The 26,002-nt window shown below is 71.4% G+C and carries 28 protein-coding genes; 13 read left to right on the plus strand and 15 right to left on the minus strand.

Translation table 11 applies throughout. From position 1 onward, the window contains the following. Nucleotides 1-167: 167 nt before the first annotated feature. From ACRAKF_RS24060 to ACRAKF_RS24085, 6 genes are all read left to right on the plus strand, one after another. Entirely contained in the window at nucleotides 168-1,757 is a 1,590-nt protein-coding gene (locus ACRAKF_RS24060; protein ID WP_447042143.1) for an ABC transporter ATP-binding protein, read from the plus strand. Continuing rightward, the gene (locus tag ACRAKF_RS24065; RefSeq protein WP_447039462.1) at nucleotides 1,754-2,911 is read left to right on the plus strand and encodes an ABC transporter permease; all 1,158 of its coding nucleotides are present in this window, start codon (nucleotides 1,754-1,756) and stop codon (nucleotides 2,909-2,911) included. Before ACRAKF_RS24060 ends, ACRAKF_RS24065 begins: the two co-directional genes overlap by 4 nt. Further along, the gene (locus ACRAKF_RS24070) at nucleotides 2,908-4,170 is read left to right on the plus strand and encodes an ABC transporter permease (protein ID WP_447039464.1); all 1,263 of its coding nucleotides are present in this window, start codon (nucleotides 2,908-2,910) and stop codon (nucleotides 4,168-4,170) included. Before ACRAKF_RS24065 ends, ACRAKF_RS24070 begins: the two co-directional genes overlap by 4 nt. Then, nucleotides 4,167-4,568 (plus strand): cytidine deaminase, encoded by a 402-nt coding sequence (locus ACRAKF_RS24075; protein ID WP_447039465.1) that lies wholly within the window; start codon nucleotides 4,167-4,169, stop codon nucleotides 4,566-4,568. Before ACRAKF_RS24070 ends, ACRAKF_RS24075 begins: the two co-directional genes overlap by 4 nt. Before the next feature lie 158 nt (nucleotides 4,569-4,726). Then, nucleotides 4,727-6,004 carry a thymidine phosphorylase gene (locus ACRAKF_RS24080; RefSeq protein ID WP_447039466.1) on the plus strand — a complete coding sequence of 426 codons (1,278 nt, stop codon included), beginning with the start codon at nucleotides 4,727-4,729 and terminating at the stop codon, nucleotides 6,002-6,004. A gap of 357 nt (nucleotides 6,005-6,361) precedes the next feature. Next, nucleotides 6,362-6,730, plus strand: a complete 369-nt coding sequence (locus ACRAKF_RS24085) for an STAS domain-containing protein (protein ID WP_447039467.1) — start codon at nucleotides 6,362-6,364, stop codon at nucleotides 6,728-6,730. Here the strand turns inward: ACRAKF_RS24085 and ACRAKF_RS24090 are convergent. Further along, nucleotides 6,641-7,624 carry a sigma-70 family RNA polymerase sigma factor gene (locus tag ACRAKF_RS24090; RefSeq protein WP_447039468.1) on the minus strand — a complete coding sequence of 328 codons (984 nt, stop codon included), beginning with the start codon at nucleotides 7,622-7,624 and terminating at the stop codon, nucleotides 6,641-6,643. The two genes, ACRAKF_RS24085 and ACRAKF_RS24090, sit on opposite strands and share 90 nt — an antisense overlap. 105 nt (nucleotides 7,625-7,729) lie before the next feature. Next, nucleotides 7,730-9,043, minus strand: a complete 1,314-nt coding sequence (locus ACRAKF_RS24095; RefSeq protein WP_447039469.1) for an MFS transporter — start codon at nucleotides 9,041-9,043, stop codon at nucleotides 7,730-7,732. A 62-nt stretch (nucleotides 9,044-9,105) separates the two neighbouring features. Here ACRAKF_RS24095 and ACRAKF_RS24100 point away from each other — a divergent pair, with 62 nt between their 5' ends. Beyond that, nucleotides 9,106-10,065, plus strand: coding sequence for a LysR family transcriptional regulator (locus ACRAKF_RS24100; protein WP_447039471.1), 960 nt, complete (start codon nucleotides 9,106-9,108; stop codon nucleotides 10,063-10,065). Nucleotides 10,066-10,098: 33 nt separating this feature from the next. Here ACRAKF_RS24100 and ACRAKF_RS24105 read toward each other — a convergent pair whose 3' ends face one another. Then, complete coding sequence (locus ACRAKF_RS24105; RefSeq protein ID WP_447039472.1) at nucleotides 10,099-10,863, minus strand: alpha/beta hydrolase; 765 nt, start codon at nucleotides 10,861-10,863, stop codon at nucleotides 10,099-10,101. Nucleotides 10,864-10,965: 102 nt separating this feature from the next. Between ACRAKF_RS24105 and ACRAKF_RS24110 the strand changes: the two genes are divergently transcribed. Next, nucleotides 10,966-12,135: an adenosine deaminase gene (locus tag ACRAKF_RS24110; RefSeq protein ID WP_447039473.1), complete on the plus strand. Its 1,170-nt coding sequence runs from the start codon at nucleotides 10,966-10,968 to the stop codon at nucleotides 12,133-12,135. On the opposite strand, the gene ACRAKF_RS24115 is transcribed toward ACRAKF_RS24110, so the two are convergent. Then, on the minus strand, nucleotides 12,099-12,260 hold the full coding sequence (locus ACRAKF_RS24115) for a hypothetical protein (protein ID WP_447039474.1): 162 nt from the start codon (nucleotides 12,258-12,260) through the stop codon (nucleotides 12,099-12,101). The two genes, ACRAKF_RS24110 and ACRAKF_RS24115, sit on opposite strands and share 37 nt — an antisense overlap. Nucleotides 12,261-12,283: 23 nt before the next feature. Between ACRAKF_RS24115 and ACRAKF_RS24120 the strand changes: the two genes are divergently transcribed. Next, nucleotides 12,284-12,577: an ATP-binding protein gene (locus ACRAKF_RS24120; protein WP_447039475.1), complete on the plus strand. Its 294-nt coding sequence runs from the start codon at nucleotides 12,284-12,286 to the stop codon at nucleotides 12,575-12,577. Between the two features lie 63 nt (nucleotides 12,578-12,640). On the opposite strand, the gene ACRAKF_RS24125 is transcribed toward ACRAKF_RS24120, so the two are convergent. The 5 genes from ACRAKF_RS24125 to afsQ1 form a co-directional block, all read right to left on the minus strand. Further along, nucleotides 12,641-12,844, minus strand: a complete 204-nt coding sequence (locus tag ACRAKF_RS24125; protein ID WP_447039476.1) for a PspC domain-containing protein — start codon at nucleotides 12,842-12,844, stop codon at nucleotides 12,641-12,643. 90 nt (nucleotides 12,845-12,934) lie between these two features. Continuing rightward, nucleotides 12,935-13,483 (minus strand): VanZ family protein, encoded by a 549-nt coding sequence (locus tag ACRAKF_RS24130; RefSeq protein WP_447039478.1) that lies wholly within the window; start codon nucleotides 13,481-13,483, stop codon nucleotides 12,935-12,937. Nucleotides 13,484-13,554: 71 nt separating this feature from the next. After that, nucleotides 13,555-14,157, minus strand: coding sequence for a hypothetical protein (locus ACRAKF_RS24135; protein ID WP_447039480.1), 603 nt, complete (start codon nucleotides 14,155-14,157; stop codon nucleotides 13,555-13,557). After that, nucleotides 14,154-15,704, minus strand: coding sequence for an ATP-binding protein (locus ACRAKF_RS24140; RefSeq protein ID WP_447039482.1), 1,551 nt, complete (start codon nucleotides 15,702-15,704; stop codon nucleotides 14,154-14,156). The genes ACRAKF_RS24135 and ACRAKF_RS24140 overlap by 4 nt, the downstream gene beginning before the upstream one ends. Further along, on the minus strand, nucleotides 15,701-16,378 hold the full coding sequence (gene afsQ1, locus ACRAKF_RS24145) for a two-component system response regulator AfsQ1 (RefSeq protein ID WP_030562528.1): 678 nt from the start codon (nucleotides 16,376-16,378) through the stop codon (nucleotides 15,701-15,703). Before afsQ1 ends, ACRAKF_RS24140 begins: the two co-directional genes overlap by 4 nt. Nucleotides 16,379-16,594: 216 nt before the next feature. On the opposite strand from afsQ1, the gene ACRAKF_RS24150 reads away from it, so the two are divergent. After that, nucleotides 16,595-17,320: a SigE family RNA polymerase sigma factor gene (locus tag ACRAKF_RS24150; protein WP_447039483.1), complete on the plus strand. Its 726-nt coding sequence runs from the start codon at nucleotides 16,595-16,597 to the stop codon at nucleotides 17,318-17,320. A gap of 150 nt (nucleotides 17,321-17,470) precedes the next feature. Here the strand turns inward: ACRAKF_RS24150 and ACRAKF_RS24155 are convergent, their stop codons facing one another. Continuing rightward, nucleotides 17,471-18,109 carry a uridine kinase family protein gene (locus tag ACRAKF_RS24155; protein ID WP_447039485.1) on the minus strand — a complete coding sequence of 213 codons (639 nt, stop codon included), beginning with the start codon at nucleotides 18,107-18,109 and terminating at the stop codon, nucleotides 17,471-17,473. Between the two features lie 217 nt (nucleotides 18,110-18,326). Here ACRAKF_RS24155 and ACRAKF_RS24160 point away from each other — a divergent pair, with 217 nt between their 5' ends. Continuing rightward, a complete protein-coding gene (locus tag ACRAKF_RS24160; RefSeq protein ID WP_447039487.1) occupies nucleotides 18,327-18,758 on the plus strand; it encodes a hypothetical protein in 432 nt (143 codons plus the stop codon). On the opposite strand, the gene ACRAKF_RS24165 is transcribed toward ACRAKF_RS24160, so the two are convergent. Both ACRAKF_RS24165 and ACRAKF_RS24170 read right to left on the minus strand, forming a co-directional pair. Continuing rightward, a complete protein-coding gene (locus tag ACRAKF_RS24165; protein WP_447039489.1) occupies nucleotides 18,691-20,283 on the minus strand; it encodes an MDR family MFS transporter in 1,593 nt (530 codons plus the stop codon). The two genes, ACRAKF_RS24160 and ACRAKF_RS24165, sit on opposite strands and share 68 nt — an antisense overlap. A gap of 31 nt (nucleotides 20,284-20,314) precedes the next feature. Next, nucleotides 20,315-20,944: an NADPH-dependent FMN reductase gene (locus ACRAKF_RS24170; protein WP_447039491.1), complete on the minus strand. Its 630-nt coding sequence runs from the start codon at nucleotides 20,942-20,944 to the stop codon at nucleotides 20,315-20,317. Nucleotides 20,945-21,092: 148 nt separating this feature from the next. Between ACRAKF_RS24170 and ACRAKF_RS24175 the strand changes: the two genes are divergently transcribed. Next, nucleotides 21,093-21,845 (plus strand): TetR/AcrR family transcriptional regulator, encoded by a 753-nt coding sequence (locus ACRAKF_RS24175; RefSeq protein WP_447039492.1) that lies wholly within the window; start codon nucleotides 21,093-21,095, stop codon nucleotides 21,843-21,845. A 69-nt stretch (nucleotides 21,846-21,914) separates the two neighbouring features. On the opposite strand, the gene ACRAKF_RS24180 is transcribed toward ACRAKF_RS24175, so the two are convergent. The 3 genes from ACRAKF_RS24180 to deoC are packed head-to-tail and all read right to left on the minus strand — an operon-like array spanning nucleotide 21,915 to nucleotide 25,172. Further along, nucleotides 21,915-22,799 (minus strand): aldehyde dehydrogenase family protein, encoded by an 885-nt coding sequence (locus tag ACRAKF_RS24180; protein WP_447039494.1) that lies wholly within the window; start codon nucleotides 22,797-22,799, stop codon nucleotides 21,915-21,917. Beyond that, on the minus strand, nucleotides 22,792-24,228 hold the full coding sequence (locus ACRAKF_RS24185) for an aldehyde dehydrogenase family protein (protein ID WP_447039495.1): 1,437 nt from the start codon (nucleotides 24,226-24,228) through the stop codon (nucleotides 22,792-22,794). Before ACRAKF_RS24185 ends, ACRAKF_RS24180 begins: the two co-directional genes overlap by 8 nt. Before the next feature lie 5 nt (nucleotides 24,229-24,233). Next, nucleotides 24,234-25,172 (minus strand): deoxyribose-phosphate aldolase, encoded by a 939-nt coding sequence (gene deoC, locus ACRAKF_RS24190; RefSeq protein ID WP_447039496.1) that lies wholly within the window; start codon nucleotides 25,170-25,172, stop codon nucleotides 24,234-24,236. A gap of 167 nt (nucleotides 25,173-25,339) precedes the next feature. On the opposite strand from deoC, the gene ACRAKF_RS24195 reads away from it, so the two are divergent. Further along, nucleotides 25,340-25,978 carry a PH domain-containing protein gene (locus ACRAKF_RS24195; protein WP_447039497.1) on the plus strand — a complete coding sequence of 213 codons (639 nt, stop codon included), beginning with the start codon at nucleotides 25,340-25,342 and terminating at the stop codon, nucleotides 25,976-25,978. Nucleotides 25,979-26,002: the final 24 nt, after the last annotated feature.

Consider the following 26,002-nt stretch of genomic DNA (forward strand, 5'->3'; position numbering starts at 1 on the left):
CCCCGCGCCCCGTTCGCGCGGACCGCGGCCCGATTTCCCCTCGTACCAAGACACTTCGTACGGGGAACCTCCTCAGCAGCATCCACGAGGACCCAGCAGCACCAAATAGCAGGGGCACTGCGCGCGTAGGCGGCCCCTTTCCTTCAGTTCCCCGAGGAGAGTGCGCCATCGACGCGTCCACCAACCCTCCGCCCATCGCCGTCGAACTCGTCGGCATCACCAAGCGCTTCCCCGGAGTCGTGGCCAACCACGACATCCGTCTCACCGTCCGCAAGGGCACCGTGCACGCCCTCGTGGGCGAGAACGGCGCGGGCAAGTCGACCCTGATGAAGATCCTCTACGGCATGCAGAAGCCGGACGAGGGCACCATCACCGTCGACGGCGAGCAGGTCGCCTTCGCCGGCCCGGCCGACGCGATCGCGCGCGGCATCGGCATGGTCCACCAGCACTTCATGCTGGCCGACCAGCTCACCGTGCTCGAGAACATCGTGCTCGGCAGCGAGAAGCTGCACGGCATCGGCGGCGCCGCCCGGCGCAAGATCACCGAGATCTCCGAGCGTTACGGCCTCGGGGTGCGCCCCGACGCGTACGTCGAGGACCTCGGCGTGGCCGACCGGCAGCGCGTGGAGATCCTCAAGGTCCTCTACCGCGGCGCCACCACGCTGATCCTCGACGAGCCCACGGCCGTGCTCGTGCCGCAGGAGGTCGAAGCGCTCTTCGACAACCTGCGCGAACTGAAGTCCGAGGGCCTGTCCGTCATCTTCATCTCCCACAAGCTGGGCGAGGTGCTGTCCGTCGCCGACGACATCACCGTCATCCGGCGCGGCACGACGGTCGGCACGGCCGTCCCCTCCGAGACGACGCCGCGCCAGCTCGCCGAGCTGATGGTGGGCAGCGAACTGCCCACGCCGGAGACGGCGGAGTCGACGGTCACCGACCGGCCGATGATCGAGGTCGAGGGCCTGAAGCTGCTGGCCGACGGCGACTCGGGCCGTGCGCTGCTCGACGACATCTCGTTCACGATCCACGAGGGCGAGGTCCTCGGCATCGCGGGCGTCGAGGGCAACGGCCAGACCGAGCTGATCGACGCGCTCATCGCCCTCAGGCACGCCGACTCGGGCGTGATCCGCATGGCGGGCGAGGACATCACCGCCCACCCCACGCGCAAGCGGCGCGAGGGCGGCATCGGCTACATCCCCGAGGACCGCCACCGGCACGGGCTCCTCCTGGAGTCCCCGCTGTGGGAGAACCGCATCCTCGGTCACGTCGGTGAGGCTCCCAACACGCGCGGTCGTAAGGGGTTCTGGCTCAATCTCAAGGGCGCCCAGGCCGACACACGCCGCATCGTCGAGGAGTACGACGTCCGTACGCCCGGCATCGACGTGACGGCGGCCTCGCTCTCCGGCGGCAACCAGCAGAAGCTGATCGTCGGCCGCGAGATGAGCCACAAGCCGCGCTTCCTGATCGCCGCCCACCCCACCCGCGGTGTGGACGTCGGCGCGCAGGCGCAGATCTGGGACCAGATCCGCGAGGCCCGCCGTGAGGGCCTCGCCGTACTGCTGATCTCCGCCGACCTGGACGAGCTGATCGGCCTCTCCGACACCCTCCGCGTGATCTACCGCGGAAAGTTCGTCGCGGACGCCGACCCGGCCACCATCACGCCGGAGGAGCTGGGGTCGGCGATGACGGGTGCCGCCTCCGGTCACCTGGAACACGTCGAGTCCGGTGACGGCTCCGAGGAGGACGAGGTCCGATGAAGAAGTTCGACAGGGAGCGTGTGCTCCTCGCGGTGGCCGGACCGGTCATCGCCCTGTTCGTGGCCGTGGCACTGACCTCGGTCGTGCTGCTCGCCTCGGGCAAGAGCCCGATCGAGCCGTACAGCCTGATGCTGGAGCAGGCCACCTTCTCCGACATCCAGGTCCTGATCCTCAACCAGGCGGGGATGTACTACCTGGCGGCGCTCGCGGTGGCCATCGGCTTCCGCATGAACCTGTTCAACATCGGCGTGGACGGGCAGTACCGTCTCGCCGCGATGGTGACCGCCGTCGTCGGCGCGCACATCGCGCTGCCGTCCTTCCTCCAGATCCCCCTGCTCATGCTGGTGGCCATGCTCACCGGCGCCTTCTGGGCCGGCATCGCGGGCATCCTCAAGACCACCCGCGGCGTCAGCGAGGTCGTCTCGACGATCATGCTCAACGCCATCGCGACGAGCGTCATCGCCTACCTCACCCTCACCGACAACTTCGGCGTCCCGGTGGGCAACAACCAGACGACCGGCGTCATGGAGAAGTCCGGCTGGTTCCCGGGCATCGAGGTCGCGGGCGGCGAGATCTACGGCTTCGTGATCATCGCGGTGCTCGCGGGTGTCCTGTACTGGCTGATCCTCAACCGCACCCGGTTCGGCTTCGACCTGCGCGCCACCGGCGCCTCCGAGTCGGCCGCCGCGGCCTCCGGCGTCAACGCCAAGCGCATGGTGCTCAGCGCGATGCTGATCTCCGGTGCGGTCTCGGGCCTCGCGGGCCTGCCGATCCTGCTCGGCGACACCCACACCTACAGCCTCTCCTTCCCCGCGGGCCTCGGCTTCACCGCCATCGGCATCGCGCTCCTCGGCCGCAACAACCCGGTCGGCATCGCCTTCGCGGCGCTGCTCTGGGCCTTCCTCGACAAGGCCTCGCCCGCCCTCGACTACGCCCAGCCCGAGGCGTACGACAAGGAGATCGCGGTGATCATGCAGGGCCTCATCGTGATCGCGGTCGTCGTCTCCTACGAGGAGGTGCGCCGCTGGGGCCTGCGCCGTCAACAGCGCCGCGTCGGTGAGGAACTGGCCGCCGCCGCCCGGGCGAACGGCAACAACGGCAACAACGGCAACAACGGCAACAACGACTCCGTGAAGGAGGTGGCTGCCCGATGAGCACGGCAACCGTCGCCAAGCCCCCGGCCAAGCAGCCCGCGCCGGGCCGCCGCCGCGTCTCGCTCCCCGTCCTCCTGCTGATCATCGCGGGCGTCCTCGTGCTGACCTCCGTGGTCCGCCTCATCACGGGCGCGGACGGCATCACGTCCACCGGCCAGATGTCCACGGCCCTCAAGCTCGCCGTGCCGATCGGCCTCGCGGGCCTCGGCGGCCTGTGGGCCGAGCGCGCGGGCGTGGTCAACATCGGCCTCGAAGGCATGCTGATCCTCGGCACGTGGTTCGGCGCCTGGGCCGGCTTCCAGTGGGGGCCGTGGGTCGGTGTCCTCTTCGGCATCCTCGGCGGCGCGCTCGGCGGCCTGCTGCACGCGATCGTCACCATCACCTTCAACGTCAACCACATCGTCTCCGGTGTGGCCCTGAACATCCTCGCCCTCGGCGCCACCCGCTACCTCGCCACCTTCGCCTTCGAGGGCGAGGAAGGCGGTACGTCGAAGCAGTCGCCGCCCGTCGAATCGCTCGGGAACTTCTCCGTGCCAGGTCTCTCCGACTGGCTCATGGACCTGAACGACAAGCACTGGTTCCTGGTCTCGGACCTCGCAGGCCTGTTCGGCGGCCTGATCACCGACCTGTCGCCGCTCACCGTGATCGCCGTCGCGATGGTGCCGCTGAGCTGGTGGATCCTGTGGCGCACCTCGTTCGGCCTGCGCCTGCGCTCCTGCGGCGAGAACCCCATCGCGGCCGAGTCGCTGGGCGTCAACGTCTACAAGTACAAGTACCTGGCCGTCGTCATCTCCGGCGGCCTCGCCGGCCTCGGCGGCGCCTTCCTCTCGCTGGTGGCCTCCAACATCTACCTGGAGGGCCAGACGGGCGGGCGCGGCTACATCGGCCTCGCCGCGATGATCTTCGGCAACTGGATGCCGGGCGGGCTCGCGCTCGGCGCCGGCCTGTTCGGTTACACCGACAGCCTGAAGCTCCGGGGTGGCGGCACCAACGTCCACGCGCTGCTGCTGCTCCTCGCGATCCTGCTGGTCATCGGCGCGATCTACCTCGCGTGGCGCAAGCGGTACGTCCCCGCGGTGATCACCGCGGCCGTCTCCGCGCTGATGTTCGTGTGGTACGGCTTGACCGACGAGGTGCCCAACCAGGTCGTCACCGCCACGCCGTACGTGGTGACCCTGCTGGTCCTCTCGCTCTCCGCCCAGCGGCTCCGCATGCCGAAGGCGGACGGAATGCCGTACCGAAAGGGACAGGGCAAGTGACGACTGCTGCCGCCGACACCGACTGGGACGCCCTGCGGGAAGCCGCGCGCGAGGCCATGTCCCGCGCGTACGCGCCCTACTCCGGGTTCCCGGTCGGTGCCGCGGCCCTGGTCGACGACGGCAGGACGGTCTCCGGCTGCAACGTGGAGAACGCCTCCTACGGCCTCGGTCTCTGCGCCGAGTGCGGCCTGGTCTCCCAGCTCCAGCTCACCGGCGGCGGCCGGCTCACCCACTTCACGTGCGTGGACGGCAAGGGCGAGATCCTGATGCCGTGCGGCCGCTGCCGTCAGCTCCTGTACGAGTTCGGGGGCCCGGAACTGCTCCTGGAGACCGCTTCCGGCATCCGCGCCCTGGCGGAGATGCTCCCGGACGCGTTCGGCCCGCAGCACCTCGGCTGAGAGCCCGTGGCACGACACAGGCTCTGAACCACCGGCCCCGCACCCCCGACCCTCCGGGATCATGGGTGCGGGGCCGTCTTCATCTCCGATCTCTATGCGCGTAGAGTCCCGAACACATCCGCATACGTACGCTGTTGTACCGCTGGAAGGACATGCCAATGGACGTCATCTCCGTCATCCGCACCAAGCGCGACCGGGGCGAGCTCAGCGACGAGCAGATCGACTGGGTCATCGACGCGTACACGCGCGGCGCGGTCGCCGACGAGCAGATGTCCGCCCTCGCCATGGCGATCCTGCTCAACGGCATGAACCGCGGGGAGATCGCCCGCTGGACCGCCGCGATGATCGCGTCCGGCGAGCGCATGGACTTCTCCTCGCTGTCCCGCCCCACGGCGGACAAGCACTCCACCGGCGGCGTCGGCGACAAGATCACGCTGCCGCTCGCCCCGCTGGTCGCCGCGTGCGGCGCGGCCGTCCCGCAGCTCTCGGGCCGGGGCCTCGGCCACACCGGCGGCACCCTGGACAAGCTGGAGGCCATCCCCGGCTGGCGCGCGCTGCTCTCCAACGAGGAGATGCTGGACGTGCTCGACGGCGTCGGCTCGGTCATCTGCGCGGCCGGTGACGGCCTCGCGCCCGCCGACAAGAAGCTCTACGCCCTGCGGGACGTGACCGGCACGGTCGAGGCGATCCCGCTGATCGCCTCCTCCATCATGTCGAAGAAGATCGCCGAGGGGACGGGTTCGCTGGTCCTCGACGTGAAGGTCGGCACCGGCGCCTTCATGAAGAACCTCGACGACGCCCGTGAACTGGCCTCCACGATGGTCGGTCTTGGCACCGACAGCGGCGTGCGCACGGTGGCCCTGCTGACGGACATGTCGACCCCGCTCGGCCTCACGGCGGGCAACGCCCTCGAGGTACGGGAATCGGTGGAGGTCCTCGCGGGCGGCGGCCCCGCGGACGTCGTGGAACTGACCCTCGCCCTGGCCCGCGAGATGCTCGACGCGGCGGGCCTGAAGGACGCGGACCCCGCGAAGGCGCTGGCCGACGGCTCGGCGATGGACGTGTGGCGCCGCATGATCGCGGCCCAGGGCGGCGACCCGGACGCGGCGCTGCCGGTGGCCAGGGAGACGCACGTGGTGACGGCCCCGTCGTCCGGCGTCCTGACCCGCCTCGACGCGTACGACGTCGGCGTCGCCGCCTGGCGCCTCGGTGCGGGCCGCGCCCGCAAGGAGGACGTCGTCCAGGCGGGCGCGGGCGTGGAGCTGCACGCGAAGCCGGGCGACTCCGTCGAGGCGGGTGCCCCTCTCCTCACCCTGCACACGGACACCCCGGAGCGCTTCGAGTACGCGCTCCAGTCCCTTGAGGGGGCCTTCGACATCGGTGCCGCGGGGACGTCCTTCTCGCCGAAGCCGATCGTGCTCGACCGGATCGGCTGAAGCGTCGGAGCGGGGCTCTGACCAAGGCGTACTCGTACGGGTGAACGGGATCGGTGGTCCACCGCCGGTCCCGTTCGGCATGCTGGGATCGGCGACGCGCCGAAAAAGGGAGACCGCCATGAGCGCACTCACCGTAGGCCATGAGCCCGGCCAGAGCTGGGACGACCTCGTCCGGCTCTGGGAGGAGATGGAGTGGCCCGAGGCTTCAAGCCTGCAAGTTCGGCGAACCGGTCAAACTCCCCGCCCCCTTCGACCTGGAGATCGACACCAGCGCGTTCCCCATGGACTGAGGCGGCCGGCCCGGCTCACCCGGCGGCGTCACCGATGAGTTCCGCCCGCTGAGCCGGTCCATCCTGCATGGCCGACACCGAACCGCACCTCATCCGCATCGCGGGCCCTCTGCGCCCGGAGGACGTGCCCCGTCTCTGCGAACAGGTGGCCGCCGCGAGACACGGCCCCGGCGCCCACGTCATCTGCGACGTCACCGCCGTGACGACCTCCGGCCTCACCACGGTCGACGCCATCGCGCGGCTGCACCTGGCCGCCCGTCGGGCGGGGAGGACGATACGGCTCCGCAACCCCGCCCCCGCCCTGCTTGCCCTCCTCGGACTGGTCGGTCTGGTCGAACTGCTCGGCCTAGTCGTCGAGATGGAGCGGCACCCCGAAGAGGGGGAACCACCGCTGGGTGTCAAGGAAGCAGTGGAAGCCGGCGATACGGCCCCCTGAGATCTCGATGACCTGGATCGACCAGGGCATGAAGCCACCGTTCTCCGGATCGGGCTTGTACTGCGCGAAGCCCGGCGAGCCGTTCGCGTGCACCGGCACCAGGCGGCCGTTGGCACACGGCGCGCCCATCGTGGACATGAAGCCCGTGATGTCCTCGGTGCCGCGCAGCCACAGGTCGAACGGCGGCATCGTCATGACGGCGTCCTCGGCGAGCAGAGCCGTGAGCGCCGCCATGTCATAGCCCTCGAAGGCGGTGACATAGCGCTCCAGGAGCTTCTGCTGCTCCTCGTCGAGCGGGTCGGAGACGGCGGTGTCGTCGTCCGGCCGCTCGGCGAGCGTGGCGCGGGCCCGCTGGAGCGCGCTGTTGACCGAGGCGACGGAGGTGTCGATCAGCTCGGCGACCTCGCTGGCCTTCCACGCGAGGACCTCGCGCAGGATCAGCACGGCCCGCTGCTTCGGCGGCAGGTTCTGAAGGGCGGCGACGAACGCGAGGCGCACCGACTCCTTGGCGACGGCCGCCTCCGCCGGGTCGTGCAGGCTCGGCAGCACACGGGCGTCCGGCATCGGCTCCAGCCAGGTGTTGTCCGGGCGCGGGGTGAGCGCCGCCTGCGCCAGCGGGGCGGCGGCGGTCAGGTCCATGGGGCGGGCGCGGCGGTTGCCCGCGTTCAGCATGTCCAGGCAGACGTTCGTCGCGATGCGGTACAGCCACGAGCGGACGCTGGAGCGGCCCTCGAACTTCTCGAAGCTGCGCCAGGCACGCACCATCGTGTCCTGCACGGCGTCCTCGGCCTCGAAGGCCGAACCCAGCATCCGATAGCAGTACCCGGTCAGCTCGACCCGGTGCTTCTCCAGCGTGACGTCCAGATCGGTCGTCGTCCCTGCGATGTCGCTCATCCCACCCACCCCTGCGGCTCCATCCGAACGGCCCGGTGAGGGGCCTACTCCGGGAAGCTACCGCAGCCCACTGACAACGGGCCCCGGAGTCGGAAAACAGACGGCTCAGCGCGCGGCGGCCACCAGGTCGCGCCGCTCGCTCGCGGCACGCTCGCTCGCGCGGGCCGCGTGCGAGCCCCACAGCGTGACCGACACGACGCCGAGCACCGCCAGGAGCCCGAGCCCCACGGTCCCGGTCCAGCCGCCCGCGTGGAAGGCGACGGCACCGAGCGTGCCGCCCGCGCTGGACCCCAGGTAGTACGCGGACTGGTACAGGGCCGAGGCCTGCGCGCGGCCCGTGGTGGCCGTACGGCTCACCGAGGACGACGCCACCGCGTGCCCGGCGAAGAACCCGGCGGTGATCAGGACCAGCCCAAGGAGCACCACGACCAGCGAGGGGGAGAGGGACAGCAGGAGGCCGCCCGTGGTCGTGCTCACCGCCAGGTAGAGCGCGCCGCGCCGCCCGAGCCGGGCCACCAGCTTGCCCGCCGCGGCGGAGGAGACCGTACCGACGAGGTAGACGAGGAAGATGGAGCCGATGATGCCCTGCGGGAGCGAGAAGGGCGCTTCGGCGAGCCGGTAGCCGATCACCGTGTAGACCGCGCCGAAGACGGTCATGAACAGCGCCCCGATCGCGTACAGCCTGCACAGGAGCGGGTTCGACAGGTGCGTGCGGACCGTGCGCGCCAGGGCCTTCGGGCTGAGCGATGCCGGGGTGAAGTGCCGCGGCGCGGGCAGCAGCGCGCGGAAGGCGACGGCGCACAGGACGGCGAGGATGCCCACGACGCCGACCGCCGCGCGCCAGCCCCAGGCCTGCGCGACCCAGCCGGTGACGATGCGCCCGCTCATGCCGCCGATGGAGTTGCCCGCCACGAACATGCCGATGGCGGCGACCAGGGCCTTCGGCCGCACCTCCTCGGCGAGGAACGCCATCGCCGACGCCGGGAGCCCCGCGAGGGCCGCGCCCTGCACCGCACGCAGCGCGATGAGCGTCTCGACCGAGGGGGCGAAGGGGACCAGGAGACCCACCGCCACCGCGACGGAGAGCGAGGCGGTCATGACCGCGCGCCGCCCGAAGCGCTCGCTGAGCGCGCTGAGGGGGAGGACGAAGAGAGCCAGTGCGCCCGTGGCCGCCGAGACCGTCCAGCTCGCCGTGCTCGCGCTCACCCCGAAGTCGTCGGAGACGAGGGGCAGGAGGGCCTGCGTGGAGTAGAGGAGGGCGAAGGTGGCGACACCCGCGAGGAAGAGCGCGAACGTCATCCGGCGGTAGCCGGGCCCGCCGGGCGTCATGTGCGCATCGGCGGCCGAGGGGGAGGGGGACGGCGGGGTGAGGGCGGCCGCGGGGGTGGTGGCGGTCGCCCCGCTACTGGCAGGAGGCATGCAAGGAACGTACGACCGCTTTTCTGATGCGTCCAATGCATGGAATCGCCATAATCGTTCCCATGAAGCATCAGCAGAGGTCAGGCGCGCGTGTGTCACACAACAGTGACGCGGAGGACATCGTCACGCTGCTTGCGCCACGCCTCGCGTACTTCGCGGGGGTGGCCCGCACCGAGCACGTCACGCGCGCCGCCCAGGAGATGCAGATCCCCCAGTCGACGCTCTCCCGCGCCCTCGTACGCCTCGAAGGGGACCTGGGGGTCGACCTGTTCGCGCGCCGCGGCCGTACCGTCTCGCTCACCCCGGCGGGCCGCACCTTCCTCGCCTCGGTCGAGCGGGCCCTCGGCGAGGTGGAGCGCGCCGCCGAGTCGGTGCGCGCGGACGCCGACCCGGAGTCCGGCAAGGTCGCCTTCGGGTTTCTGCACACCATGGGCTCGGAGACCGTACCCGGGCTGCTGCGGGCCTTCCGCGCCGACCACCCGCGGGTGCGCTTCAGCCTCGTACAGAACTACGGCGAGGCGATGCTGGAGCGGCTGCGCGCCGGTGAGCTCGACCTCTGCCTCACCTCGCCCGTACCGGACGCCCCCGACCTGGTCGCCCGCCGCCTCGACGAGCAGCGGCTGCGCCTGGTCGTGCCCGATGACCACCGCCTCGCCGCACGCAAGCGCGTGCGCCTCACCGAGGCCGCCGACGAGGCCTTCGTGACCCTTGAGCCGGGCTATGGCCTCCGCCGCATCACGGACGACCTCTGCCAGGAGGCGGGCTTCAGGCCCCGCGTGGCCTTCGAGGGCGAGGAGGCGGAGACCCTGCGCGGCCTGGTCGCGGCGGGCCTTGGCGTGGCCCTCCTGCCCCCGCCGGCCGTGCCGCGCCCCGGGGTCGTGGAACTGACGGTGACGGGCCAGCGGGCCGTACGCGAGATCGGTGTCGCCTGGCTGGACGGCCACCCGGACACTCCGCCGGTGGCGGCGTTCAAGGAGTTCCTGCTGAGCAGAAAGGGAAAGCTGCTGCAACAGTCGACGTGACGGGGCAGGCCACCGCCTTATCGCCCCGCCGCCTCACCGCCGCAGCGACTGCCCGAAGCCGGAGGCCAGCGGCATCCGGAGACCCAGCGGCGGCGGCGCCGCCAACGCGTCCTCCAGGGGGCGGGCGAACCCGGCCCCGAACAGCGTCCCCAGGACGAAGTCGGAGGCCAGCGCGAGGACTTCGCTGTGATGCTGATGCAGCCGGTGCCCGTCCGAGTGCACCTCGAACCGGCACACGTCGCGGTTGGCCTTCTTGGCCCGCTGCGCGAACCGGAACGACAGCTCGGGATCGGTCCGTTCGTCGTTGGTGCCGTGCACGATCAGGACCCGCCGCCCCGCGAGCTGCTTCACCGGTTCGGGCGGCGCGGCCATGTCCTCCTCCGGCAGCCAGGGGGCGAGCGCCAGGATGGACTCGACCGCGCTGTGCCCTCCCGCGCGCAACGCGGCCCTGCCGCCCATGTCCACTCCGGCGAGGCAGACGGGGACGTCGCCGTAGAGACGTACGATCTCGTCCGCCGCCCAGGCCGCGTCGTGGGCGAGCTGCGCCTGCGCGCCGTTCCAGCCGCGGCTGCGGTAGTGCACGACGTGCGCGGCGAGGCCCGCCCCGCGCCCGTCGTGGGCCAGCCTGCGGCCGAGCGCGCGCACGGCGCCGGCCGCGAGCGGAGAAGGTCTGCGGGTGGATGTCTCGGCGCCGCCGGGCAGCAGCACGACCGCACCGCTCACCGCGGAAGGGGCCGTTCCGACCGCGCGCCCGAGCCTGGGCGCCCCCGTGGGCCCCGTCGTCCCATGCTGTGCCATGACAGAACAGTGTCAGAAGCGACGGTGTACGCCACCCGTCCGCAGGGTCACTGTTACGTATCGACCAGTGAGTTCTACGCGCGTAGGCGCTAGAGTGCCGAAATGACGAGCCAGACTCACAAAACCGGTCACACGGACCGCGAGACGCCCAGCGCCGAACAGATCCGCCGCTCCCCGAAGGTGCTCCTCCACGACCACCTCGACGGTGGCCTGCGCCCCGGCACGATCGTCGACCTCGCCCGGGAGAACGGGTACGGGGGACTGCCCGAGGCCGACCCCGACAAGCTCGGGATCTGGTTCCGCGAGGCGGCCGACTCCGGCTCCCTGGAGCGGTATCTGGAGACCTTCGCGCACACCTGCGCGGTGATGCAGACGAAGGACGCCCTCAAGCGCGTGGCCGCCGAGTGCGCCGAGGACCTCGCCGAGGACGGCGTGGTCTATGCCGAGATCAGGTACGCCCCCGAGCAGCACCTGGAGCAGGGCCTCACCCTCGAAGAGGTCGTCGAGGCGGTCAACGAGGGCTTCCGCCTGGGGGAGCGCCGCGCGAAGGAGAACGGCCACCGCATCCGCGTGGGCGCGCTGCTCACCGCCATGCGGCACGCCGCCCGCGCCCTGGAGATCGCCGAACTGGCCAACCGCTACCGCGACCTCGGCGTCGTCGGCTTCGACATCGCGGGCGCGGAGGCGGGCTTCCCTCCCACCCGCCACCTCGACGCCTTCGAGTTCCTCAAGCGCGAGAACAACCACTTTACGATCCACGCGGGCGAGGCCTTCGGTCTGCCGTCGATCTGGCAGGCCCTGCAGTGGTGCGGCGCCGACCGCCTCGGCCACGGTGTGCGCATCATCGACGACATCGAGGTCGCGGAGGACGGCAGCGTGCGCCTGGGCCGCCTCGCCTCGTACGTACGGGACAAGCGCATCCCCCTGGAGCTCTGCCCGACGTCGAACCTCCAGACGGCCGCCGCGTCCTCGTACGCCGAGCACCCCATCGGCCTGCTGCGGAAGCTCCACTTCCGGGCCACGGTCAACACCGACAACCGGCTGATGTCGGGCACGAGCATGAGCCGCGAGTTCGAGCACCTGGTCGACACGTTCGGCTACACGCTCGACGACATGCAGTGGTTCACGGTGAATGCGATGAAATCAGCGTTCATTCCCTTCGATGAGCGGCTTGCCATGATCAACGACGTGATCAAGCCCGGCTACGCCGAACTGAAGTCCGAGTGGCTGTTCCGTCAGACCGTCTCCACCAGCGCGTCCGCCGCGAAGTAGCGCACGGCCCGCGCCTCGCCGCGGGCACCGGAGCGGCCGGGGGAGTACGCCACCCGGCCGCTCCTCGCGTCCCGCGCCCGTGATCCGGAGGCCGTGCGGTCGTTGAACCGCCCGATCCCCGTCATCGAATTCGCAAGGACGCCCTAAGATGAAGCAGTCTGCCGCCAAGACCCTCGGTGTCGCCGCTCTCGGTGCCGCCTTCGCCGTCGCCGGAGCAGGTGCCGCGAGCGCCGCGCCCGCCGCTCCGGACGTCCCCGGCGCCGCGGTCCTCGAGTCCGCCACCGCCGCGCCGGGAGCCCTCGTGGGCGGCCTGCGCGCCACCCAGCCCATCGCGGAGGAGACCGTCCGGTCGCTCACGTCGACGGACCGCAAGCGTGCGCTCGGCGCCGTGCTCCACGGCTTGCCGGTCAACGGCAGCGGACTGAACGGCGTGCCGCTCTAGGGCGGCCCCCGGCACGACGAATGGGGCGCCCCTTCGCGCGAAGGGGCGCCCCATCGTGTTCCGTCACCAGGCCGACTGGCGGACCTTGTCCTCGGAGGGCAGCAGGAGCCACATCGCGAGGTAGAGCAGGAACTGCGGGCCGGGGAGCAGGCAGGAGACCACGAAGATCACGCGCATCGTCTTCGCGGAGGTGCCGAAGCGCCTGGCGAGGGCTGCGCACACTCCGCCGATCATCCGGCCGTTCGTGGGGCGGGCAAGGGCGGTCATGTCGGGCTCCTTCGTGAACCGTGGACGGGAGGCTTCTCGTATGCCCCGATGTCTCCACGCTACGACCGGAAAGCGGTACGAAGCGTCGCTCTACGGTGCGATCCCGACCCTGGGAATCGTCGGGGTCGCCCCCTGAGACGTGTCCTCCCGGGGGAGGGCCGCGCCGCGCTCGACCTCCGCGTGGTGGCGGAGCCTGGCACGCGCCGCGGGCACGACCGCGAGATGGACGACCGCCACCCCGAGCGTGTTCAGGAGCAGCGAGTCGATGTCGACGACCTGACCGGGCACGCCGGTCTGGAGCAGTTCGATGCCGAGCGAGAGCAGCGCCCCCGCGGCGACGGTTCGCACCAGGGAACCCCACGGCGACACGACGAGCCGGCCTCCGGCCAGCGGGAGCAGCGCACCGAGCGGGGCGAGCAGCAGCAGGGCCTCGCCGATCCGGCGGGTGGCCTGCACCCCGCCGAGCTCCAGATCAGCCTTGATCCCGGCGAGCGGCTGCAGATTCGCGGCGCTCACCCAGGGCACGTCCAGCGGACGCAGCGTGATCCATCCGACGAGCAGAAGGTGCGCGGCGAGGAGGAATCCTCCCGCCGCACGGAAGCGGATGGCGGCGGTACGACCGCCCGAGCCTTGACGCACGCCCCCCAAGACGTCATGGGCGGCAGGATCGGTTCCGCGTCCGTGTGCCTGTTACCCCACGGTCGCTTCTGTTACCGCACCGTCTCAGAAGGGGGCTCCACCGAGCCCGGCCGTGAGCGGACCTCCGGCGCGCACGTGTAGCGCCGCAGCGGATCATCACCCGGTCCGCCCATGATCACCGACTGGTCCTCGGCCGACGCCGCGCTGTCGGCCAGCGTGCACACGATCTGCGCGAGCGCGAACGCGGAAAGATCCTGCGGCGGCCTGCTGAGGCGCAGCGCCTCATCCGGCTCACCCCGCGAAGGCCCGGAGACCGTGGTTCCGCCGCGTACGTCCGTGGCGAAGCCGGCCTGTTTCTCGGCCTCCGAAGGGGGCGCGGCCAACTCGTCGAGCAGGGCCTGCGCGATCCGTACCCGGTCGGTGGTCGCCTTGTCCTCGTGGACCCGCACGGCCCGGTCGACGGTCACGAGCTGTGCCGCGCAGACCAGGAAGACCTGTACGGGCACCTCGCTGCCCGACTGCGAGGCGATGCTGGAGCCCGACATCACGCACGGCACCCGCGACGGCGCGGGCCCGAAGTCGGTCGGCACCTCCGTGGACCTGATCCCGCAGCCGGCGAGCCCGGCGGCCAGCACGGCCGTGACGACCGCGGCACGCGTACGACGCCCCGTCATGCGGGCTCTCCCTCGGTCTCGGCGGGCTCTTCGGGGCTTCCGCCGTCCCGCGGCAGCCGCAGCGTGAACACCGCGCCGCCGGTCGGGCAGTTGGCCGCGGAGATCTCACCGCCGTGGATGTGCGCGTTCTCCAGGGCGATGGACAGGCCGAGGCCGCTGCCCTCGGACCGCGGCCGGGACGCGCTCGCCTTGTAGAAGCGGTCGAAGACGTGCGGCAGGATGTCCGCGGGAATGCCGGGACCGTGATCGCGTACGGAGATGACGAGCTCCGCGTCCGCCAGGCGTGCCGAGACCTCCACCGGGGAACCGCCGTGCTTGAGGGCGTTGCCGATGAGGTTGGCGAGGATGACGTCGAGGCGGCGCGGGTCGAGACGCACGGTGATGCCGCGCTCGGCGTCGAGCTCCACCGCGTCCAGCCAGGCGCGGGCGTCGACGCATGCCGTGATCTGGTCGGCGATGTCCACGTCGTCCAGGACCAGGCGCGCGGTGCCCGCGTCGAAGCGGGTGACCTCCATGAGGTTCTCCACGAGGTCGTTCAGGCGGCGGGTCTCGCTCACCACCAGGCGTACGGCCGGTTCGATCATCGGGTCGACGGAGCCGGTCTCCGCGTCGAGCTCCTCCTCCAGGATCTCGGTGACGGCCGTGATGGCGGTCAGCGGGGTGCGCAGCTCGTGCGACATGTCGGCGACGAAGCGGCGCGACGCCTCGTCACGGGCGCTCATGTCGGCGACCTTCTTCTCCAGGTTCTCGGCGGTCCTGTTGAACGTCCGGGACAGGTCGGCGAGTTCGTCGGTGCCCGAGACGCGCAGCCGGGTGTCGAGCTTGCCCTCGCCCAGCCTGCGCGCGGCGACCCCGAGGCGGTGCACCGGTCTGAGCACGGTCGTCGCGGCGGCCTGGGCGAGCAGCGCGGAGCCGATCAGGGCCAGCGCGGTGGCGATCGCGAGGGACCAGCCGAGCGAACTGAGGTCCTTGGCCTCCGGCTCCAGCGACTTCAGCATGTAGCCGGTCGGGCCGCCGCCGATCACCTCGGCGCCGCCGACCAGATACGGGGTGCCGTGCTCGGAGATCCGCTGCCAGTACAGGTGGTGGGGGCTCTTGTTGCCCGAGGTGACCGGCTGCCGCTTGGTCACCGCCTTCTGCAGGGAGCGGGGGACCTTGGCGAGCGTGAAGGCGTCCAGGTCGGAGTAGCCGACTATCCGGCCGCCGCCCTTCTTCTCGGCGACGAGCAGCACGCTGTAGCGCTGGCTGCTGTTCGCCATCTGCCCGGCCGCGACCTGGAGTTCCTCCTGCGACGGGTTGGCGGGCAGCGCGCCGGCCCGCGTCTGCATCTGCTGCCGGAAGTCCTTGAGCGCCGCGTCCTGCGCGCGCGTCAGCACGGCCTCGCGGTTGAGCCAGTACGCGATGCCGGATGCAGAGACGGCGGCGGTCAAGGCCACGAGGCCGAACACCAGCACGAGACGCAGTCGCAGACTCGTGAAGCGGATTCCCGCGAGCACGGCCCTGCGCGCCGCGGGCAGGGCGCGGAGCTTGTCCTGCGGTTTGGTCACTGAGGCGTGTCCAGCCGGTATCCGACCCCGCGCACCGTACGGATCAGCGTGGGCGACGACGGCACGTCCTCGACCTTGGCGCGCAGCCGCTGCACGCACGCGTCGACGAGCCGTGAGTCACCGAGGTAGTCGTGCTCCCACACCAGGCGCAGCAACTGCTGCCGCGACAGCGCCTGTCCGGGCCTGCGGCTCAGCTCCAGGAGCAGCCGCAGCTCGGTCGGGGTGAGCTGGAGGTCCTCACCGTTCTTCGTCACCGTCATCGCCGCGCGGTCGATGACCAGCGAACCGAACGTCGCCGCGTCGTTCGCCTCGCGCTCGCCGCGCCGCAGCACGGCCCGGATGCGCGCGTCGAGGACACGGCCCTGCACGGGTTTCACCACGTAGTCGTCGGCACCGGACTCCAGGCCCACGACCACGTCGATGTCATCGCTGCGCGCGGTCAGCAGAATGATCGGCAACTGGTCGGTGCGCCGGATGCGACGGCACACCTCGAATCCGTCGATGCCCGGCAGCATCACATCCAGCACGATCAGGTCCGGCCGCTGCTCGCTGAGCAGCTTCAGGCCGTCCTCGCCGGTGGCAGCAGTGGCCACCCGATGTCCCTGGCGCGTCAGCGAAAGCTCCAGGGCCGTCCGGATGGCGTCGTCGTCCTCGATCAGCAACAGGGAAGGCACGAACGTCATTCTGTCCCATGCCAGGGCTCCAGTACGACTGCTGGAGCGCTCCCTCACCTCACCCTCACGCGCGATACGGGGTGGCGGACCCCTGTGACAGGCCTGTGACAGTCGGCGGACACCGTCATGAAGTGGGTCCGGCAGAGTACTGGTCACAAGCAAGAAGCACCACAGCACAGACCGAACGAACCGGACTCCACCGATGGGGGGCGCGAGATGAATACGCTGCACAGCACCAGGTCAAGCGCAGTTGTCACGCGTCTCCACGATGTCGGACGGAGCTCTGAGAAGTCCGGTGCCGTGAGCGGGCGGGGGTGCGCTCGCGGCACCGGGCGTCAGCACACCACGTACATGACGGTGGTTGACGCACCTCACGGGGGAACCGCGTACGGGGAGGATCAGGGGGAGCGCAAGAGCTTGTCGGAGGCGGAGTTCACCGCCTACGTCCAGGAGCGCCGCTCCTCCCTGTACGCCACCGCCTACCACCTGACCGGCGACCGGTACGAGGCCGAGGACCTGCTGCAGAGCGCCCTCTTCTCGACGTACCGGGCCTGGGACCGGATCAGCGACAAGGCCGCGGTGGGGGGCTACCTCCGCCGCACCATGACCAACCTGCACATCAGCGCGTGGCGCCGCCGCAAGCTGAACGAGTACCCGACCGAGGAGCTGCCGGAGACGGTGGGCGACACGGACGCGATGCGCGGCACCGAGCTGCGCGCCGTGCTGTGGCAGGCCCTGGCCCGGCTGCCCGAACTCCAGCGCACGATGCTGGTCCTCCGCTACTACGAGGGCCGCACTGACCCGGAGATCGCGGACATCCTCGACATCAGCGTGGGCACGGTGAAGTCCAGCATCTGGCGCTCGCTCCGCCGGATGCGTGAGGACGAGGTCCTCAGCTTCGGGCGTGACCAGGAGGAGTCCTTCGGCGAGTTGGTCGCCTGAGGATCGGGGGGAACACGGGGGAAGTACGGGGGCCGCCGCTCCGGGGGGACGCGGCGGAGCACGGGGGAACACGGGGGAGACAAGTAGCAGGACCGGAAGGCCGGGGGGTCTTTCCGGTCCTTCTGCTTGCCCGGGGGCGGGCCCGCCCCCTCACCCGGCGTCGACGCTCGCCGCGACACGCCGCCCGGCGGCAGCGGCGGCGACCCTCCCCAGGGCCTCGCCCTTGGCACAGGGGTACGCCCCGAGGGCGGCCTGCCGGGCCACGATGGCGCGTTCCGCGCGCATCAGCCGCCAGCCCCTGCGCAGGAGGAACGGCACCGACTTGCGCCCCTCGCGCAGATCCCGCAGCAGCCGCCGCCGGAACGTGGTGGAGGGCCGGCCCCGCAGACAGATCGCGTCGGCGAGCACGCCGTTCTCGCGGCACCGCTCCACGATGTCCGCCGCGAAGATGCCCTCGGCGATGAACAGCGGGGTGCGCTCGATGTCCAGGGACTCCTGGCCGACGCGCGCGCTGGTCGCGATGTCGTACACCGGGACGCGCGTACGCCCCGTACGGCACAGCTCCTCGATGGCGGCGAGCGCCACGTCGGCGTCCCAGGAGGCGGGCGAGTCCCAGTCGATGTCCGCGCTGCCGGGGACGAGCGGCAACGTGGGGTCGTCGCCCTCCTTGTAGAAGTCGTCCAGGCAGAGCACGGGGAGCCCGGAGCGGGCGGCGAAGACGGACTTGCCCGAGCCCGAGGGGCCGCAGAGCAGCACGACGCGGGTGGGTGTCGGGGGCTGGGATCCCAATGCGCTGGCCCTTTTCAGATGTTGGTTCGCCTCAAGTGGTCGGGAGCCATTATCAACGGCGGCGCGAAGCATGCCCATACCGGCCGTGAACGGGCCGCGAAAAGGGACGCGCGATCGCACGTTTGAGCCCCTGGGCCGCCTGTGGCGCCTCCCGGGCCCGTCAATTACGCTGCGTGCTCGCGCACTTACTCACCACGCAGGGATACGGACGGTACTCATGGCACGACACGCGGCACGCACATCACTCCGTCCCGGCGCCCGCGGGCTGCTGCGCGTGGGGCTGACGCTCACCGCGGCGGGTGCCGCGCTCGGCGCGGGCGGTGCGGCCGCCGGTGCCGCGGAGCCGGTCGCGGCACCGCACGCGGCCGGGGCCGCCGAGTCGGCCGACGCCGGGCGCGACGTCTCGGCGGTCGAGGCGCTGACGGGCGCGCTGCGCAGTGCGGCGGCGGGCGGCCTCGCCCCCGTCAAGTCCCTCCAGCTCGACCCGCTGGCGAACACCGGCACCGACCCGCTCGACAATTCCCTCGGCACCCAGGTCGCGGACTTCAAGCCGATCAGCACGGCCGCCGTCACCGACCCGATCACCCGGGGCGGCTCCCTGGACGATCTGCCGGTGGTGAGCCCGGTGGTGGGGCTGCTGCCGGGCTAGCCGCCGTTCCGGGGGTCGACCGCAGGGGTACCTCGCGGATCAGCCAGGCCACCGCGAGCGTCACGGCGCACAGGACGGCCGTGCCGGTCATGACGCCGTGCAGCCCGCCGGTGACCGCGGCCCCGAAGGCGTCCCGCACCGGCTCCGGCATGCCCCGCAGCGCCTCCGGCGTCAGCTGGTGTCCGCCCGCGAGGCGCTCGCCGTCCTTGCCGAGCCGTTCCGTGAGGGTGTCGGTCACGCGGCCGGTGTAGAAGGAGCCGAGCACGGCCACGCCGAGGGAGCCGCCGATGGTGCGCAGCAGCGTGGTGGTGCCGCTCGCGGCGCCCATGTCGCGGGGTTCCGCGCTGTTCATGGTGATCAGCAGGGACGGCTGCAACAGGCAGCCGAGGCCCACTCCCAGTACGAACGTCAGTGCGGAGGCCACGCCCGTGGCGGTGTCCACGTCCAGCGTCAGCAGGGTGAGTGCGCCCGCCGTGGCGACCGCGCCGCCCGCGATCGGGTAGATCCGGTAGCCGCCGCCCTTGCCGACCGCCCGGCCGATGGCGAGCTGCGCGCCCATCATGCCGAGCATCAGCGGAAGCAGCAGCAGACCGCTCGCCGTCGAGGACATGCCGCGGACGAACTGCATGTACTGCGGCAGATAGCTCGCCGCGCCCAGCATCGCCGCGCCCGCCAGGAAGGTGAGCACCTGGGCGACGGTGAAGTTGCGGTCGCGGAACAGGCGCGGCGGGATGACCGGTTCGGGAGCGCGCCGCTCCACACGCACGAAGGCGGCCAGCGAGGCCACGGCGATCAGCGCGAGGGCCGCGAGCCGCGGGGAGATCCAGTCGTACGTCGTGCCGCCCCAGGTTCCCAGCAGGGTGAGGGCGAGGATGCCCGTCGTGAGGAGCGCGACGCCCGCGTAGTCGACGCGGGCGGTGCTGCGCTCGCCGGTCGGCCGGATGAGGAGGCCGACGATCAGCAGTGCGGCGGCGCCCACGGGCACGTTGACGTAGAAGACCCAGCGCCAGTCCAGTTGGTCGGTGAGGAAGCCGCCGAGCAGCGGGCCGCCGACCATGGCGACCGGCAGCAGCACGCCGATCATGGACTGCGCGCGCCCCGCCCGCGCCGGCGGCAGCAGCGTGCCGATGAGGGAGAGCGCGCCCACGAAGAGGCCGCCCGCGCCGATGCCCTGGAGCCCCCGGAAGACGATCAACTGGCCCATGTCCTGCGCGGCTCCGCAGAGCACCGAGCCGACGAGGAAGACGGCGATCGAGGTCAGATAGCTGCCCTTGCGGCCGTACAGGTCGCCGGCCTTGCCCCAGATCGGGGTCGAGACGGCGGCGGTGAGCAGATAGGCCGTGACCACCCAGGAGAAGTGGCCGAGGCCGCCGAGGTCCCCGACGATCGTGGGCAGGGCGGTGCCGACGATGGTGCCGTCGAGCGTGGCCAGGACGATGCCGAGCAGCAGCCCGAGCATGGCGAGGCGGGAGGGCTCCGCGGCCCGGGTGGCCGCAGGGTCCGCCGCTTCCGTGCGCTGGTTCATGGCTCTCCCGGGGCGGTCGCGTTGGCGGGCGTCAGGCGGAGTAGGGGCGGGCTGCCCTGGCCTCGCTCAGTGCGCGGGCCCACCAGGCGAGCTGTTCGAGCATGGCCTTGGCGGCGGTGTCGCTCTGCGGGTCACGCATCGTGTGCTCCTCGTCGAAGAGGCCCCAGGCGTTGTGCAGGCTGACCGTGTTGCGGATGGTCGTCGCGTTCAGCTCGGCCATGACGAGGCGGAGCTGCTCGACCGCGCGCAGGCCGCCCGAGATGCCGCCGTAGGAGACGAAGCCGACCGGCTTGGCGTGCCACTGCTCGTTGTGCCAGTCGATGGCGTTCTTCAGCGTCGCGGGGAAGCTGTGGTTGTACTCCGGAGTGACGAAGACGAAGGCGTCGGCCGCCGCCAGGCGGGGTGAGACCTGGGCGAGCGCCTCCTCGGTGCCGGCGGCGGGGGGCCGGCCGAAGGCCGGGAGGACGGTGGGCAGCGGTGTCTCGGCGAGGTCGACGACGTCGACGCTCATGTCGTCGCGCTGGTCGAGGTGGCTCTTGATCCACTGCGTGACGACGGGCGCGAAGCGGCCCTCCCGGTCGGAGCCGACGACGACCGCGACGCGGAGCGGCTGGGGCTGTGACTGGGGCTGAGGCTGTGACTGCGGGCTCGTGTCGTTCATGGGGTCCCCCGTTGTGCAGGTCTGTGTACGCCGCCGATGTGTACGGCGTATCCGATGCGTACAACGTACACACGGATGTGTACGGCGTCTACTGGGGATACGCTGTACACAAGTCGTCGGCAGCAAGCCGTCGGTCGAGAGGAGCCCCGTGGCAGCCCAGCAGAAGAACAGCGGCGCCGAACCGCCCGTGCTGTGGGAGCGCGTGCAGCGCCCCGCGGCCACGCCCCGCGCCTCTCTGACACCGCAGAAGATCGCCGCCGTCGCCGTGCGCGTGGCCGACGCCGAAGGCGGCGCCGCCGTCACCATGCGCCGCCTCGCCACCGAGCTGGGCGTCGCCCCCATGGCCGCGTACCGCCACGTCTCCGGCAAGGACGACCTGTGGGCGCTGATGGTCGACCACGTCATGAGTGAACTGACCGTGCCCGAAGAGGTGACCGGCTGGCGCGAGGTGCTGCGCGCCTACGCCCACGGCAACCGCGCCATGACGCTGCGCCACCCCTGGCTCGCCCAGCTCCCCGCACCGAACTTCACGCTGACGCCCAACCGCATGGCGGCGGCGGAGCGGCAGCTCGCGGCGCTCGACGGCCACGGAATGGACACCGACTCGGTGATGGCCGCCTTCCGCGCGGTCAGCGCCTATGCGCACGGGGCGACGCAGTCCGAGGTCGCGCTGCGCCAGTACATGGACGACAACGGCTGGAGCAGCGGCGACGAGACGCGCCGCGCGCTGGCGCCGCAGATGATGTACCTGATGGGCACCGGCCGCTATCCGACCTACCGGCGCTACGCCCTCGGTGAGGGCCGCAAGGACGACGCCGCCTGGCAGTTCGAGACCGGCCTGGAGTGCGTGCTCGACGGCATCGCCGCCCGCTTCGGCATCGGCACGGGAGACGGGGACTGACGGACCGGACACGACGAAGCCCCGGCCTCCTGGACGGAGGGGGCCGGGGCTTCGCTGTGCGGAGAGTGGCTAGTAGGCCGAGCCCGACGCGCCCAGGGAGCCCGTGGGGTGCCAGACCGTCTTGGTCTCCAGGAAGGCCGTCAGGCGGTGCGTGCCCGGGTCGGCCGAGAAGTCCACAGGCTGTGGACGCAGCACGCGCTTGAGGTTGTCGGCGGCGGCGATCTCCAGGTCGCGCGCCAGGTCCGCGTCCGCGCCCGTGAGGTCGATCGCGTTGACGTCCTGGTGGGCGGCGAGCGGCGCCGCGATCTCGGCGGTCCCCCCGGTGAGGATGTTGACCACACCGCCGGGGACGTCGGAGGTCGCGAGGACCTCGCCGAGGGAGAGCGCGGGCAGCGGGAACCTCTCGGAGGCGATCACCACGGCCGTGTTGCCCGTCGCGATCACCGGGGCGAGCACCGACACCAGGCCGAGGAACGACGACTCCTGGGGTGCGACGACCGTGACGACGCCCGTCGGTTCAGGCGTCGACAGGTTGAAGTACGGGCCCGCGACCGGGTTGGCCCCGCCCGCCACCTGGGCGATCTTGTCGGTCCAGCCCGCGTACCAGACCCAGCGGTCGATCGCCGCGTCGACCTGGGCGGCGGCCTCGGACTTGGAGATGCCCTCCGCGTCCCTGACCTCCCGCACGAACTGGTCCTTGCGGCCCTCCAGCATCTCCGCGACGCGGTAGAGGACCTGGCCGCGGTTGTACGCGGTCGCGCCCGACCAGCCGCCGAACGCCTTGCGGGCGGCGACGACCGCGTCACGGGCGTCCTTGCGGGAGGCGAGGGGCGCGTTCGCGAGCCACCTGCCCTTGGAGTCGTTCACCTCGTACACCCGGCCGCTCTCGGAGCGGGGGAACTTGCCCCCGACGTACAGCTTGTAGGTCTTGAGAACCGTGAGTCGGTCAGACATCGAGGTACGCCTCCAGCCCGTGCCGGCCGCCCTCGCGGCCGAAGCCCGACTCCTTGTAGCCGCCGAACGGCGACGTCGGGTCGAACTTGTTGAAAGTGTTGGCCCAGACGACGCCCGCCCGGAGCTTGTTCGCGACCGCGAGGATGCGCGAGCCCTTCTCCGTCCAGATGCCGGCGGAGAGGCCGTACTGCGTGTTGTTGGCCTTGGCGACCGCCTCGTCCGGCGTGCGGAAGGACAGGACGGAGAGCACCGGGCCGAAGATCTCGTCGCGGGCGATGGTGTGCGCCTGCGTGACGTTGGTGAAGAGGGTCGGCGCGAACCAGTAGCCGGACGACGGCAGCTCGCACGGGGCCGACCAGCGCTCGGCGCCCTCCGCCTCACCGGTCTCGGCGAGCGCGGTGATGCGGGCGAGCTGCTCGGCGGAGTTGATGGCGCCGATGTCGGTGTTCTTGTCCAGCGGGTCGCCGAGGCGCAGCGTCGAGAGCCGCCGCTTCAGCGAGTCGAGCAGCTCGTCCTGGATCGACTCCTGTACGAGGAGGCGCGACCCGGCGCAGCAGACCTGGCCCTGGTTGAAGAAGATGCCGGTGACGATGCCCTCGACCGCCTGGTCGATGGGGGCGTCGTCGAAGACGATGTTCGCGCCCTTGCCGCCCAGTTCGAGCGTGACCTTCTTGTCGGTGCCCGCGACCTGGCGGGCGATGGCCTTGCCGACGGCCGTCGAGCCGGTGAACGCGACCTTGTTCACGTCCGGGTGGGCGGTCAGGGCCGCGCCCGCGTCGCCGTACCCGGGAAGGATGTTGACGACGCCCTTGGGCAGACCCGCCTGGCGGCAGATGTCCGCGAAGAACAGGGCGCTCAGGGGAGTGGTCTCGGCGGGCTTCAGCACGACCGTGTTGCCGGTCGCGAGCGCCGGGGCGATCTTCCAGGCCAGCATCAGGAGCGGGAAGTTCCAGGGGATGACCTGGCCCGCGACGCCCAGCGGCGCGGGGTTCTTCCCGTACCCGGCGTGGTCGAGCTTGTCGGCCCAGCCCGCGTAGTAGAAGAAGTGCGCGGCGACCAGCGGGAGGTCGGCGTCGCGGGTCTCCTTGATGGGCTTTCCGTTGTCCAGCGTCTCCAGGACGGCCAGCTCGCGGCTGCGCTCCTGGATGATCCTGGCGATCCGGAAGAGGTACTTGGCGCGCTCGGCGCCCGGCAGCGCCGACCACGTCTCGAACGCCGTGCGGGCGGCCCGCACGGCACGGTCGACGTCGGCCTCGCCGGCCTGCGCGACCTCGGAGAGGACCTCCTCGGTGGCCGGGGAGACCGTCTTGAAGACCTTGCCGTCGGCGGCCTCGGTGAACTCGCCGTCGATGAACAGGCCGTAGCTCGGCGCGATGTCGACGACCGAGCGGGACTCGGGCGCCGGGGCGTACTCGAAGGGGGAAGTCATCTGGATCAGTCCACCGTCACGTAGTCGGGGCCGGAGTAGCGGCCCGTGGCCAGCTTCTGGCGCTGCATCAGCAGGTCGTTGAGGAGCGACGAGGCGCCGAAGCGGAACCAGTGGTTGTCCAGCCAGTCGGGCCCCGCGGTCTCGTTGACGAGCACGAGGAACTTCACCGCGTCCTTGGTGGAGCGGATGCCGCCGGCGGGCTTCACGCCGATCTGCACCCCGGTCTGCGCGCGGAAGTCGCGGACGGCCTCCAGCATGAGCAGGGTGTTGGCCGGGGTGGCGTTGACGCCGACCTTGCCGGTCGAGGTCTTGATGAAGTCGGCGCCCGCGATCATGCCGATCCAGCTCGCGCGCCTGATGTTGTCGTACGTCGACAGCTCGCCGGTCTCGAAGATGACCTTCAGGCGGGCGGTGCCGCAGGCCTCCTTCACGGCGCGGATCTGCTCGAACACGGTCATGTAGTCGCCGGAGAGGAAGGCGCCACGGTCGATGACCATGTCGATCTCGTCCGCGCCCGCCGCGACGGCCTCGCGCACGTCGCCGAGCTTGACCTCGATCGCGGCGCGGCCCGCGGGGAAGGCCGTCGCCACGGAGGCGACCTTCACGCCGCTGTCCCCGACGGCGGCCCTGGCGGTGGCGACCATGTCCGGATAGACGCAGACGGCCGCGGTGCGCGGCGTGCCACGGTCGGTGGGGTCGGGGTTGACGGCCTTCGCGCCGAGCGCCCGGACCTTGCCGGGAGTGTCGGCGCCCTCAAGGGTCGTCAGGTCGATCATCGAGATGGCCAGGTCGATGGCGTACGCCTTCGCCGTGGTCTTGATCGAACGGGTTCCGAGCGAGGCGGCACGCGCCTCCAGGCCGACCGTGTCGACGCCGGGCAGCCCGTGGAGGAAGCGGCGCAGCGTGCTGTCGGACGCGGTCACGTCAGCGAATGCAGTGGGCATGGTCACGAGAGGAGCATATCTACGCGCGTAGCGGCTGTACAGGGGCTCCCGCCGGTTGCCCCGCGCCCCGCCTCGCGGTAGCCGCCGCCGGCCCCGCGGGTGCCCGTTACGTACGCATGTGCGGACCGGCGGGAGGTCGCAGCCGTGGCGTCAGGCAGAATCGGGGTATGAGCGACCCTCAGAACCCCGTGGCGGAGCCCGCATACAAGGACCGCACCTTCCGGTCCCCCGCCGGCATCGCGGGCGGCGTCCTGCTGCTCGGCCTGGGCGCCTGGCTGGGCATCGACGCGGTCATCCGCGGCGAGGGCCGCACCCCGTGGCTCGCGCTCGCCGGGCTGCTCCTGGCGGTACCGCTGGTCGTCGCGTTCACCGTGCGCCCCGCCGTGTACGCCAACGACGACCGGCTCCGCGTCCGCAACCCCTTCCGGACCGTCACGCTGCCGTGGGCGTCCATCGCGACGCTGCGCTCCAGCTACTCCAACGAGGCGGTCACCACGTCCGGCGCCAAGTACCAGCTCTGGGCGATCCCCGTCTCCCTGCGCGGCCGCAAGAAGGCCGCGCGCAGGCAGTCGCAGGCCGCGGCGGCGGGTGACCCGGTGACGAGCGCCCGGCCCTTCCTCGACCCCTCGGCCAAGCCCACCCGCTCCGAGGGCGACCAGGTCATGGACGAACTCCGCGACCTCTCCGAGCGGCAGGCCGACGCCGAGACCGCGCAGGGCGAACCCACGGTCCGCTGGGCCTACGAGATCGTCGTGCCGAGCGTCGCCGGGGCGATCCTGCTCGTGGTGCTGCTCGCCGTCACCTGATCCATTCCTCCGGCTCACGGAGCC

The sequence above is a fragment of the Streptomyces sp. DSM 118878 genome (assembly GCF_052936595.1).